We start from the raw sequence: 11,999 nt of genomic DNA on the forward strand, positions 1-11,999 counted from the left end.
CGTTTCATGGCCACACCCGAACAGCTCCCGCTCGAACTCGGTGCGACACCCGCCCCGACCTTCGACAACTTCGTCGCCACCGGCAACGAAGAGGCGGTGCTGCGCCTGCGCGCCCTGATTCCGCAAGTGGTGGACGGGACCGCCACCGACCGCCTGGTCTACCTCTGGGGCGAGGAAGGCAGCGGCCGCAGCCACCTGCTGCAGGCCATCTGCGCCCAGACCGAGGCCGGCGGCTACGAAGTCCGCACGCTGGAACCCGACGCCCCGCCCGAAGCCTTCGAATTCGATCCGACCATCACCGTGTGGACGATCGACGACGCCGAGCGCCTGGACGAATGGGCGCAGATCGCCGTGTTCAACCTCGTCAATGAAGTGCGCGCGCATCCGCATGCCGCCATCGCCATTTCCGGGGCAGCCGCGCCGATGGCGATGCCGCTGCGTGAAGATCTGCGCACCCGCCTGGGGTGGGGCCTGGTCTACTGGCTGCGCCCGCTGTCCGACGCTGACAAGGTTGAAGCCTTGCGCCAGGCCGCCCGCGAACGCGGCATGCAGCTCTCGGCCGATGTGCCGCAGTGGCTCGTGACGCACTCCTACCGCGACATGCCGAGCCTGATGGCCCTGCTCGACGCCCTCGACACCTATTCGCTCGCCCGCAAGCGCGCCGTCACCCTGCCGCTCGTGCGCGACATGCTCGCGCTGATCAAGTGAATCTGGGGGCCGGCGCGGTCGGTTATGTAACGTTCGGGTAAAATCGCGCCCCATGAATCTGGCCCTCTTCGACCTCGATCACACCCTCATCCCCACTGACAGCGACCACGAGTGGGGACGCTTCCTCATCCGCCGCGGCGTGGTGGATGAAGCCGAATACCAACGCAAGAACGATCAGTTCTATGCCGACTACAAAGCCGGCACGCTGGATATCCATGCGTTTCTGCGCTTTGCCCTGGCACCGCTTGCCGCCCACTCGCGCGACACGCTCGCCCAGTGGCACGCCGAGTTCATGCACGACGTGATCCGTCCGAAGATCACGCCGCAGGCGCAAGCGCTGGTCTATAAGCATCTGGACGCCGGCGATCTGTGCTGCGTGGTGACCGCCACCAACAGCTTCGTCACCCGCCCGATCGCCGAGGCCTTCGGCATCGATCACCTGATCGCCACCGAACCGGCCACCGCCGACGGCAGCCCGGACAGCGCCTTCACCGGCGACGTGGCCGGCACACCGAGCTTCCGCGAAGGCAAGGTCGCGCGCGTGCACGCGTGGCTGGCCAACATGGGCCGCGGCTGGAGCGATTTCGAGCGCAGCACCTTCTACAGCGATTCGGCCAACGACGTGCCGCTGCTGGAGGAGGTGACCGACCCCGTCGCCACCAACCCGGACGACACGCTGCGCAATCTGGCAGCCGCGCGCAACTGGCGCATCATGGATCTATTCTAAGCAGGGCGCGGCGTGATCAAGAAACTCATCAATCGCCTGCTGGGCAAGACCTCCGCAGAGCCCAACGCTCCCGCTGAACCGGGAACACCCACGGCCAGGAAGACCCGCGCGCCCAAGGTGCCCAAAACGGCCAAGGCGCGCACCAAATCCGCCGGCGGCGTGCCGCGTCAGGCGCGCGTGTGGAGCGTGGACGAGCACGGGATCGATCCCAAGCTGCTCTCGCGCAACGCGGTCAAGGTCACCTCCACGCTGCAGGAAGCCGGCTATAGCGCCTTCGTCGTGGGCGGGGCCGTGCGTGACCTGCTGCTCGGCATCAAACCGAAAGACTTTGATGTGGCGACCAACGCCACGCCCGACCAGGTGCAGGCGCTGTTCCGCCGCTCGCGCATCATCGGACGCCGTTTTCAGATCGTGCACGTCACGTTCTACGGCGGACGCGATCAGGAAATCATCGAAGTCTCGACCTTCCGCGCTCTCGTCGACGCGATCGACGCCGAGCAGGTGCCCGCCGGCAAGCGCGTCAAGCGCACCGAGCTGGACCACCACACGCATGCCGTCGACGCCAGCGGCCGTGTGCTGCGCGACAACGTCTGGGGCACCCAGGCCGAAGACGCCACCCGCCGCGACTTCACCGTCAACGCGATGTACTACAACCCCGCCGACGAAACCGTGCATGACTACCATCACGGCATGGAAGACATGCGCGCCCGCACGCTGCGCATGATCGGCGATCCGCTCACCCGCTACCGCGAAGACCCGGTCCGCATGCTGCGCGTGGTGCGCTTCGCGGCCAAGACCGGCTTCGACATCGACCCCGACACGCGCGCTCCGATCGCGGAGCTGGGCCCGCTGATCCACAACGTGCCGGCCGCCCGCCTGTTCGACGAAATGTTGAAGCTGCTGATGTCGGGCCACGCCTGGGCATCGCTGCAGGAACTGCGCAAGGCCGGCCTGCACCGCGGCCTGCTGCCGCTGCTGGACGTCGCGCTGGAGCAGCCGATGGGCCAACGCTTCGTGCAGCTCGCGCTCGACAACACCGACGATCGCGTCAAGGCTGGCAAGCCGGTCTCGCCGGGCTTCCTATTTGCCTCGCTGCTGTGGCATCACGTGGTCGAGCACTGGAACCGCCGCCGCGCTGCCGGCGAGCCGCTGATCCCTGCTCTGCACACCGCCATGGATGAAGTGCTCGACCGCCAGACCGAGCAACTTGCCATCCAGCGCCGCTTCACCTCCGACATGAAGGAAATCTGGAGCATGCAGCCGCGCTTTGAGAAGCGCTCGGGCCGCATGCCGTATCGCCTGCTGGAGTCGCCGCGCTTCCGCGCCGGTTACGACTTCCTCGCACTGCGCTGTGCCTCGGGCGAATTGCCGCAAGAACTCGCCGACTGGTGGACCGATTTCCAGAACGGTGACGGCGAAGCCCGCGAAGCCCTCATGGCACAAGCCAAGCGCGCCCCGAGTTCCTCCGGAAATACCGGTTCGACCAGCCAGACCAGCCAGACCAGCCCGGGCAAGCGCCGTCGCCGCCGACGTGGTCCGGCAAAATCGGATACAGTCGTTGACGTCAATCCGGGAAGTTCGGAGGAAACGTGAAGACAGTGGCGTACATCGGCATCGGCGCCAACCTGGGCGACGCCCGCCAGGCAGTGAAAGACGCCGTGGTCTGCCTCGCACAGCAGGTCGGCATCACCATCACCGGCAAATCGAGCCTGTATCGCAGCGCGCCGGTGCAATCCAGCGGCGACGACTACATCAACGCCGTGGTGCGCATCGACACGCATTTCACTGCCGACCAGCTGCTCCGCATCTGTCACCACATTGAAGACCAGTTCGGCCGCGAGCGCCCGTTCCACAACGCGCCGCGCACGCTTGATCTGGACCTGCTGCTCTACGGCGACCACGTCCTCACCTCACCCGAGCTGACAGTGCCGCACCCGCGCGTGGGCCAACGCGCCTTTACCCTGCTTCCGTTGCATGAACTGGCGCCCGATCTCGTGATTCCGGGCATTGGCGCCGTGGCAGCACTGCTGCCCGGCGTGGCCGACCAGCGCATCGAAAAGACCACGATGTGCCAGTGCATGCGCGCCAAGCAGCCTGCCGCCTGATCACCCCGCCCCACACGCACAACCACTAGCCGATGGCACTGGATCACCTGCGCCGCATCGTTGTTGAAGGGCCCATTGGCGTGGGCAAGACTGCACTGGCCCAGCGTCTGGCCGATCATCTGCGGGCGTCGACGCTGTTCGAAACGCCTGGCGAAAACACCTTCATCGCCCGCTTCTACGAAGACCCCGCGCGCTATGCGCTACCGGTGCAGTTGCGCTTCCTGCTGCAGCGCGCCGAGCGCCAGAAGGCGTGGCATAAGGCGACGCTTGCCGGTGAACGTATCGTCGCTGACAGCTTCCTGCCGCGCGACCGCCTGTTCGCCCAACTCACGCTACCCGTCGATGAACTCGCGCTGTACGACGCGATGGCCAATGCGCTGGCCCTGCCGCAACAGCGCATCGACCTTGTGATCTGCCTGCAAGCACGCGCCGAAGACCTGCTGCCGCGCATCACCCGCCGCGCCGTTCCTTACGAAACAGGCATCGACGCCGAATACCTCGAACGCATCTGCGCCGCATACGGCGAGCTGTTTCTGTATTACGATGCCGCACCGACGCTGATCGTCGACACCGCCGCCTTCGACCCCGCAGGCAACGACGACGATTTCCGCACCTTGCTCGCCCGCATCGACGCGATGCGCGGGCCCAAGGAATTCATCAAGCTGGCAACGCGCTAGTCAACGCACCGCATGGTCTGCGTGGGCGCTCGCGATGCCCCAACGAGTCTCAGTCCATGAGCTACCTCCAGGAATCGAACCGCAAGGCCGTCACCGTGACTTCGCTGCAGGCCATGCGTGCCGCCGGCGAGCGCATCGCCATGCTGACAGCCTACGACTCCAGCTTCGCCGCCCTGATGGATCGCAACGGCACCGACGTCTTGCTCGTCGGCGATTCGCTCGGCAACGTGATGCAGGGCCAGAAGACCACGCTCCCGGTCACGCTCGAACACATCGTCTATCACACCGAATGCGTGTCGCGCGGCATCGACAAAGCGCTGCTCGTATCGGACCTGCCGTTTGGCACCTATGGCACGCCCGAACAAGCCTTCCACAGCGCCGTGCGCCTAATGCAGGCCGGCGCGCAGATGGTCAAGCTCGAAGGCGGCGTGTGGCTCGCGCCTACGATCAAGTTCCTCGTTGAACGCAGCATTCCGGTGTGCGCGCACATCGGCCTGACACCGCAATCGGTGCATGCGTTTGGCGGCTTCAAAGTGCAGGGGCGCGGCGACGAAGCGGCCGCGCAACTGAAGGCCGACGCGCTGGCCGTGCAGGATGCCGGCGCGCAGCTCGTCGTCATGGAAGCCATCCCGGCTGAGCTGGCCGGCGAAGTCACGCGTCTGCTGGCTATTCCGACCATCGGCATCGGCGCGGGGTTGGAGTGCTCGGGCCAGGTGCTCGTGATGCACGACATGCTGGGCGTGTTTCCCGGCCATCGTCCCAAGTTCGTACGTAACTTCATGGATGGGCAGACCACCATCGATGGCGCCGTCGCCGCCTATGTGGCCGCCGTCAAGGACGGCTCGTTCCCCGGCCCGGAACACACCTTCGCCTGAGCGGCACCCGCATGGAAATCTGGTCGGCCACCGTCGACGCCTTCGCCCTGCTTGCCCGCGGCGATGCGGCGTTGTGGCTGATCGTCTGGGTGTCGTTGAAGGTGGCGATTGCGGGGCTGCTGCTAGCGGCGCCGCCAGGTCTACTCATCGCGTACGTCATCGCCATGCACCACTTTATCGGGCGCCGTGCGCTCGTGGTGCTGGCGCAGGCGTCGCTGTCGTTTCCGACCGTGCTGATCGGGCTGCTGCTGTATCTGCTGCTTTCGCGGCAGGGGCCGCTGGGCGGCTTCGGGCTGCTGTTCACGCAGGGTGGGATGATCCTCGGGCAAGCGGTGCTTGGCCTGCCAGTGATCGTCGCGTTTGCACTGACGACGCTCGAGCGCGCAGATCCGCGTCTTGCTGAAACAGCACGCGTGCTCGGCGCCGGACGCGTACGGTTGCTGCTGACGGTCTTCCGTGAACTGCGCTTCGGTCTGATGGCAGCGGTGGTGGCGGGCTTCGGGCGCGTCATTGCGGAAGTGGGCTCGGCGCTGATGGTCGGCGGCAACATCGAAGGCGTCACGCGCACCATGACCACGGCGATCGCACTGGAAACCAGCAAAGGCGAATTCGCCCAGGGCATTGCGCTGGGTATCGTACTGATCGCGCTGGCGCTGCTCGTCAACCTTGTGCTGGCGTGGTTGCAAGGGGCCGGCAACTATCGGCGGGGGTCGGTATGAGCCGTAAGCAGGTGCCCCGCGTAGCCGGGATGCGAACGGCCGCGAATGTCGCCCGCCACCGCCCCCATCCAGGCCGAATCATCGACATGGGTCGGGAGGTGGCCGCATGAGCACGACATCGCAACCGACGATGGTATTTGAAGGCCTGCGCTGCCAGCACGGCGCGCGCGCGCTCTTCGAGATTCCGCGCCTGGCGCTATCGGCAGGACATGCGATTGTCATCACAGGTGCAAACGGCGTCGGCAAGACGACGCTGCTGCGCATGCTGGCTGGGCTTGCACCCGCCGATGGTGCGACCGTCGACATGGGCCGGGGGCGTCAGCCGCTGTCGCCCTACCCGGCCGAGCTGCGCGCGCGGCTGACCTACGTGCACCAGCATCCGTATCTGTTCCGCACGTCGGTGCGCGCGAATCTTGCCTATGGGCTGACCACCGGCGCACACCGCGTGGCACATGCGGCGTTGGCTGAGCGTGTCGACGATGCGCTCCGCTGGGCGGGCCTGCAGCACGTGGTGGATGTGCCGCCCGAACGCCTGTCCGGGGGCGAAACGCAACGCCTTGCATTGGCGCGTGCTCGCGCGCTGCACACGGATGTGCTGCTGCTCGACGAACCGACTTCGAACCTTGACGGCGCCGCACGCGAGCAAGTCATTGCACTTGTGGGAGAACTGGCAGCCGAAGGCCGCACGCTGCTGATGGTCTGCCACGACCGCGAGCTCATCAACCTGCCCGGCGTGGCCCGCTGGAAGCTAGAGCACGTCGACGGTCAGGGCCGGCTCGAAATGCGCGGGCACCACGCCGCGCAGGGCATTGCATACGGCGATGGCCTCGGCGCGGGCAACATCGGCGCGCGTCAGTGAGCGCTCCTGCAGCGGCCCGCCAAGCCAGGGCGAGGCGTCTTTCAACAGCACGGCACGCATCACCCCCGGCAAGACGCCTGCGGACAGCGGCGGCGTCCACCACGCACCATCGAGCTTGACCAGCAACGTGCTGCGCCCGCCTTCGGCCAACGTGCCATCGGCGTTGAAGAACACGGTATCGAATGCACCTTCGCGCTCGGCCGCCTGCCAGGCAGCGTCGTAGCCTGCACGCAAGGTGGTCTTGTGCGTCGGCAGACTGTGCGTGACCTCGCGCGGTTGCGCGGCCACGAGCAGCCGTACCGGTGCATCCCAGGTCGCATGCAGCGGCGACAGGGGCACGGCCGATACGTTCGCCGTACCGTTCGGGGTGAGCAACAGGCGCATGCGATAAGCGCCCTCGCCTTCCAGCGATGCGCACGCTCGCGCCACATCATCCGCCAGCGTCGTGCGGTCGAACGGGAAACCGAATGCAGCCGCAGAGCGCTCCAGGCGCGCCAGATGCCAATCCAGCAGTGCCACGCCGTCGCGCGTTGCGCGCATCGTCTCGAACAACGACAACCCTGGATCGAGCGCCGTCACGAACCGCGCCTTCAATTGGCACTCTGCATACTCGTCATCTGCGATGCTGTCGTGCACGATGCCTGAGCCGATGCCAAGTTCACCGCTGCGCAGGCCATCGGTGCGGGGCGCGCCGAGGACCAGCGTGCGGATCGCCACCGAGAAGCATGCGTCGCCCATCGCACGATCGTCGGCAGGCGCATCGATCCAGCCGATGGCGCCGGTGTACAGGCCACGCGGCTCGGGCTCCAGCGCCTCGATGATCTCCATCGTCCGCCGCTTGGGCGCGCCGGTGATGGAGCCACAGGGGAACAACGCACGCAGGCAATCGGCAAGGCCTGTGGCAGGCGGAATCTCGGCCTCTACGGTCGAGGTCATCTGGAGCACGCTGCCAAACGGCGTCACCTCAAACAGCGCCGGCACGCGCACCGAGCCCGCACGGGCGAGACGGCCCAGATCGTTGCGCAGCAGGTCGACGATCATCAGGTTCTCGGCGCGGTTCTTCTCGTCGGCGGCCAGCGCGATGGCGCGGGCTTCGTCGACTTCAACGTCGCCGGTGGCAGGCGCGGTGCCCTTCATCGGCCGCGCAACAAGCTGGCCCGCGCGATGCGAGAAGAACAGCTCCGGCGAGCACGACAGAATCGCGCCACCCTCCGGCAGCCCGATGAATGCGCCGTAGGGCACAGGCTGGCGCGCACGCAGGCGCCGATACAACGCCGCCGGCGCGCCAAACGCAGTCATGCGCAGGCGGTACGTGTAGTTGACTTCGTAGGTGTCGCCCGCCGCAATCCAGTCGTGGATGCGCGCGATGGCGTCGGTATAGGTGGCGTGATCGACGCTGGCAGCACAGTCGAACAGGCCGGCTGCGCCCGTCGCTTCGGGCCACGCATCGAACAGCGTATCGACCTCGGCCGGCGACAGCACCTGCATCGTGCGAAACAGCAGCACGCGCAGGCGGCCATCGTGGCCGGGCAATAAAGCGGAGGTTTCAGTCGAGGCCGGCAGACCCACCAGCGGCCCACCAAACTCATACGGCGCAACGAGCAAGGCATGCAAACCCTCGCGCCAAGCGGCGCGAAGATCATCGTCCAGCCCATCCAGCACGCCGGCCGGCCGGAAGAACTCGCCGGCATAACCGGTGTACCAGCGCGAGCACGGCGCGCCACCCGAGGTGGCATCGTCCAGCAGCGCGAACGGCGCGCCGGTTTCTGGCGCTTGGAGCGGCTGCATGGCGAATTCCTCAGTCGAGAAGTGGTGTTTTAAGAAGCCTCGAAAAGCGTAGCGAGCGGCCAGAGGTTGGCCCGAGAAACGCAGCCGTGCATGAGTACGGCAAGTATCGCAGGACCAAGATCTGGCCGCGCAGTAGCTTTACGCGGCTTCTTACGAGGAGAAGAAGTTCTTCACCTTGTCCAGCCACGACTGCTCTTGCGGGCTGTGCCGCGAGCCGCCTTCGTGCACGGACTTGTCGAACTGCTTGAGCAGATCCTTCTGGTGCTCCGTCAGCTTGACAGGTGTCTCGATGTTGATATGCACGTAGAGGTCGCCCGCATAGCCCGAACGCACGCCCTTGATGCCCTTGCCGCGCAGGCGGAACGTCTTGCCTGCCTGCGTGCCTTCGGGCACCGTGAAGGAGGCACGACCACCGAGCGTCGGCACTTCGATGTCACCGCCAATGGCTGCCGTCGCAAACGAGATCGGCATCTGGCAATGCAGATCATCGCCGTCGCGCTCGAACACCGCGTGCTGCTTGATGTGGATTTCCACATACAGGTCGCCCGGCGGTCCGCCGTTGATACCCGGCTCGCCGTTGCCCGACGAACGGATGCGCATGCCTTCGTCGATGCCGGCCGGAATCTTCACTTCCAGCGTCTTCTGGCTCTTCAGCTTGCCCTGGCCGTGGCACTTGGTACACGGCTTGGGGATGTACTTGCCGCTGCCGTGGCACTTGGGGCAAGTCTGCTGCATCGTGAAGAAGCCCTGCGACACACGCACCTGACCGGCGCCGTGGCAGGTTGGGCAAGTCTCCACGCTGGAGCCGGGCTCAGCGCCCTTGCCGTGACAGTGGTCGCACTCGTCCCAGTGCGGCACGCGAATCTGCGTATCGTAGCCATGCGCGGCCTGCTCCAGCGTGATCTCCATGCTGTAGCGCAGGTCGGCGCCGCGATACATCTGCGGGCCACCCCCGCGACGTCCGCCCTGGCCCTGAGCCTGACCAAAGATGTCGCCAAAGATGTCGCCAAAGGCTTCGGCAAAGCCGCCGCCAAAGCCCGCACCGCCCGCGCCAAAGCCGCCCGCCATATTCGGGTCGACGCCGGCGTGGCCGTACTGGTCGTAGGCCGCCTTCTTCTCAGCATCGGAGAGCATCTCGTAGGCCTCTTTGGCCTCCTTGAACTTGTCTTCCGCTTCCTTGCTGTCCGGATTGCGATCCGGGTGGTACTTCATCGCGAGCTTGCGATAAGCCTTCTTGATCTCGTCGTCGCTCGCGTTCTTACCCACCCCGAGCACTTCGTAGTAATCACGTTTTGCCATGGTGGCTTCAGTCGTCGCCTGTTTTTACTGCGTATCGAATAGCAAAAAAGCCGAGCGTGACATCAGGTGCGTCCCGCACAACCCGATGACCACTGCCCGGCGTACCCTCACGTCCGCCTGGCGGACGATCTGGCTTACTTCTTGTCGTTCACTTCCTTGAACTCGGCGTCGACGACGTTATCGTCGTGCGGGGCACCTTGTCCGGCTTGCGCGCCTGCCTGGGCACCGGCGGCTTGTTCAGCACCACCGGCCTCACCCTTGGCTTGCATGTCGGCATAGACCTTCTCGCCCAGCTTCTGCGAGGCGGTTGCCAGCGCTTCGGTCTTGGCGTCGATCGCGGCCTTGTCGGTCCCCTTCAGGGTCTCTTCAAGTTCCTTGATCGCGGCTTCGATCTTGTCCTTCTCGCCAGCTTCCAGCTTGTCGCCGTACTCGCCCAGGGCCTTCTTGGTCGAGTGCACCAGCGCTTCACCCTGGTTACGGGAGTCGACCAGTTCGCGCAGCTTCTTGTCTTCCTCGGCGTTGGCCTCGGCGTCCTTCACCATGCGCTCGATCTCGGCTTCCGACAGGCCGGAGCTTGCCTTGATCGTGATCTTGTTTTCCTTGCCGGTCGCCTTGTCCTTGGCGCCCACGTGCAGGATGCCGTTGGCGTCGATGTCGAACGACACTTCAATCTGCGGCGTGCCGCGCGGTGCCGGCGGAATGCCCTCGAGGTTGAATTCGCCCAGCATCTTGTTGCCGGAGGCCATCTCGCGCTCGCCCTGGTAAACCTTGATCGTCACGGCCGGCTGGTTGTCGTCGGCGGTCGAGAAGGTCTGCGAGAACTTGGTCGGGATGGTCGTGTTCTTGCCAATCATCTTGGTCATCACGCCACCCAGCGTTTCGATGCCCAGCGACAGCGGCGTCACGTCCAGCAGCAGCACGTCGGTACGGTCACCGCCGAGCACCTGACCCTGGATGGCGGCGCCCACGGCAACGGCCTCGTCCGGGTTCACGTCCTTGCGCGCTTCCTTGCCGAAGAACTCCTTCACCTTCTCCTGCACCTTCGGCATACGCGTCATGCCGCCGACCAGGATCACGTCATGGATGTCCGACACCTTCACGCCTGCATCCTTGATGGCCGTGCGGCACGGATCGATCGTACGGGCAATCAGGTCTTCGACCAGCGCTTCGAGCTTGGCGCGCGTGATCTTCAGGTTCAAGTGCTTCGGGCCCGAGGCATCGGCCGTGATGTACGGCAGGTTGATTTCGGTCTGTTGCGTGCTCGACAGCTCGATCTTGGCCTTTTCAGCGGCTTCCTTCAGGCGTTGCAGCGCGAGCACGTCCTTGGAGAGGTCAACGCCCTGCTCCTTCTTGAACTCGCCGATGATGTAATCGATGATGCGCTGGTCGAAGTCTTCACCGCCCAGGAACGTATCGCCGTTGGTCGACAGCACTTCGAACTGCTTCTCGCCGTCCACGTCGGCAATCTCGATGATCGAGATGTCGAACGTACCGCCGCCCAGGTCATACACGGCGATCTTTCGGTCGCCCTTCTCGTTCTTGTCCAGGCCGAATGCCAGCGCAGCCGCAGTCGGCTCGTTGATGATGCGCTTGACGTCCAGACCGGCAATGCGGCCGGCATCCTTGGTGGCTTGGCGCTGCGAATCGTTGAAGTACGCCGGCACCGTGATCACGGCTTCGGTCACTTCCTCGCCCAGGTAGTCCTCGGCGGTTTTCTTCATCTTGCGCAGGGTTTCAGCCGAAATTTGCGGCGGTGCCAGCTTCTGGCCGCGCACTTCCACCCAGGCGTCGCCATTGTCGGCCTTGACGATGGAATACGGCATCAGCCCGATGTCCTTCTGGACTTCTTTCTCTTCAAACTTGCGGCCGATCAGGCGCTTGACGGCGTACAGCGTGTTCTTGGGGTTGGTCACGGCCTGGCGCTTGGCCGGGGCACCGACCAGGATTTCGCCGTCTTCCATGTAGGCGATGATCGACGGGGTGGTGCGAGCGCCTTCTGCGTTCTCGATCACCTTGGGGGTGTTGCCCTCCATGATGGAGACGCAGCTGTTGGTGGTACCAAGGTCGATACCGATGATTTTGCCCATGTTCTTGCTCCTCGAATCTGGTGTCAGGACTGCACTGAATACAAACTTGGATCGGATGTGGGAGTGCCGTCCGGCTTTTCAAGGCCGAATTTTGAAAAGTTGAGCATTTTGGCCGGTTTTTCTTGGGAAAGCACCCGAAAACGTGCGCTCCCGGG

General features: G+C 65.1%; 11 protein-coding genes. 8 read left to right on the forward strand and 3 right to left on the reverse strand.

What is annotated here, in order from left to right:
- Window positions 1-6: 6 nt before the first annotated feature.
- The 8 genes from hda (at window position 7) to R2N16_RS17625 (ending at window position 6,670) form a co-directional block, all read left to right on the forward strand.
- Window positions 7-708, forward strand: a complete 702-nt coding sequence (hda, locus tag R2N16_RS17590) for a DnaA regulatory inactivator Hda (protein WP_316667072.1) — start codon at window positions 7-9, stop codon at window positions 706-708.
- Between the two features lie 52 nt (window positions 709-760).
- Window positions 761-1,435 carry a histidinol-phosphatase gene (locus R2N16_RS17595; protein ID WP_316667073.1) on the forward strand — a complete coding sequence of 225 codons (675 nt, stop codon included), beginning with the start codon at window positions 761-763 and terminating at the stop codon, window positions 1,433-1,435.
- 12 nt (window positions 1,436-1,447) lie between these two features.
- Window positions 1,448-3,028 carry a polynucleotide adenylyltransferase PcnB gene (gene pcnB / locus R2N16_RS17600; protein WP_316667074.1) on the forward strand — a complete coding sequence of 527 codons (1,581 nt, stop codon included), beginning with the start codon at window positions 1,448-1,450 and terminating at the stop codon, window positions 3,026-3,028.
- Window positions 3,025-3,540, forward strand: a complete 516-nt coding sequence (gene folK, locus R2N16_RS17605) for a 2-amino-4-hydroxy-6-hydroxymethyldihydropteridine diphosphokinase (protein WP_316667075.1) — start codon at window positions 3,025-3,027, stop codon at window positions 3,538-3,540. The genes pcnB and folK overlap by 4 nt, the downstream gene beginning before the upstream one ends.
- A 32-nt stretch (window positions 3,541-3,572) precedes the next feature.
- On the forward strand, window positions 3,573-4,217 hold the full coding sequence (locus tag R2N16_RS17610) for a deoxynucleoside kinase (RefSeq protein ID WP_316667077.1): 645 nt from the start codon (window positions 3,573-3,575) through the stop codon (window positions 4,215-4,217).
- A 56-nt stretch (window positions 4,218-4,273) separates the two neighbouring features.
- The gene (gene panB / locus R2N16_RS17615; RefSeq protein ID WP_316667078.1) at window positions 4,274-5,092 is read left to right on the forward strand and encodes a 3-methyl-2-oxobutanoate hydroxymethyltransferase; all 819 of its coding nucleotides are present in this window, start codon (window positions 4,274-4,276) and stop codon (window positions 5,090-5,092) included.
- Window positions 5,093-5,103: 11 nt separating this feature from the next.
- Window positions 5,104-5,811: an ABC transporter permease gene (locus tag R2N16_RS17620; protein WP_316667079.1), complete on the forward strand. Its 708-nt coding sequence runs from the start codon at window positions 5,104-5,106 to the stop codon at window positions 5,809-5,811.
- Between the two features lie 106 nt (window positions 5,812-5,917).
- A complete protein-coding gene (locus R2N16_RS17625; RefSeq protein ID WP_316667080.1) occupies window positions 5,918-6,670 on the forward strand; it encodes an ABC transporter ATP-binding protein in 753 nt (250 codons plus the stop codon).
- Here R2N16_RS17625 and R2N16_RS17630 read toward each other — a convergent pair.
- From R2N16_RS17630 to dnaK, 3 genes are all read right to left on the reverse strand, one after another.
- Window positions 6,560-8,458: a bifunctional chorismate-binding protein/class IV aminotransferase gene (locus R2N16_RS17630; protein WP_316667081.1), complete on the reverse strand. Its 1,899-nt coding sequence runs from the start codon at window positions 8,456-8,458 to the stop codon at window positions 6,560-6,562. The two genes, R2N16_RS17625 and R2N16_RS17630, sit on opposite strands and share 111 nt — an antisense overlap.
- Window positions 8,459-8,608: 150 nt before the next feature.
- Complete coding sequence (dnaJ, locus tag R2N16_RS17635) at window positions 8,609-9,757, reverse strand: molecular chaperone DnaJ (protein ID WP_004631688.1); 1,149 nt, start codon at window positions 9,755-9,757, stop codon at window positions 8,609-8,611.
- Window positions 9,758-9,891: 134 nt separating this feature from the next.
- Window positions 9,892-11,844 (reverse strand): molecular chaperone DnaK, encoded by a 1,953-nt coding sequence (gene dnaK, locus R2N16_RS17640; RefSeq protein WP_316667082.1) that lies wholly within the window; start codon window positions 11,842-11,844, stop codon window positions 9,892-9,894.
- Window positions 11,845-11,999: the final 155 nt, after the last annotated feature.

The sequence above is a fragment of the Ralstonia psammae genome (assembly GCF_958405935.1).
GTDB lineage: Bacteria > Pseudomonadota > Gammaproteobacteria > Burkholderiales > Burkholderiaceae > Ralstonia > Ralstonia psammae.

Bases quoted from the DNA above. Each gene is read 5' to 3' on its own strand.
- R2N16_RS17610 (WP_316667077.1), top strand. From the start codon at position 3,573: ATGGCACTGGATCACCTGCGCCGCATCGTTGTTGAAGGGCCCATTGGC.
- R2N16_RS17625 (WP_316667080.1), top strand. From the start codon at position 5,918: ATGAGCACGACATCGCAACCGACGATGGTATTTGAAGGCCTGCGCTGC.
- hda (WP_316667072.1), top strand. From the start codon at position 7: ATGGCCACACCCGAACAGCTCCCGCTCGAACTCGGTGCGACACCCGCC.
- panB (WP_316667078.1), top strand. From the start codon at position 4,274: ATGAGCTACCTCCAGGAATCGAACCGCAAGGCCGTCACCGTGACTTCG.
- R2N16_RS17630 (WP_316667081.1), bottom strand. From the start codon at position 8,458: ATGCAGCCGCTCCAAGCGCCAGAAACCGGCGCGCCGTTCGCGCTGCTG.
- dnaK (WP_316667082.1), bottom strand. From the start codon at position 11,844: ATGGGCAAAATCATCGGTATCGACCTTGGTACCACCAACAGCTGCGTC.
- R2N16_RS17595 (WP_316667073.1), top strand. From the start codon at position 761: ATGAATCTGGCCCTCTTCGACCTCGATCACACCCTCATCCCCACTGAC.
- dnaJ (WP_004631688.1), bottom strand. From the start codon at position 9,757: ATGGCAAAACGTGATTACTACGAAGTGCTCGGGGTGGGTAAGAACGCG.
- R2N16_RS17620 (WP_316667079.1), top strand. From the start codon at position 5,104: ATGGAAATCTGGTCGGCCACCGTCGACGCCTTCGCCCTGCTTGCCCGC.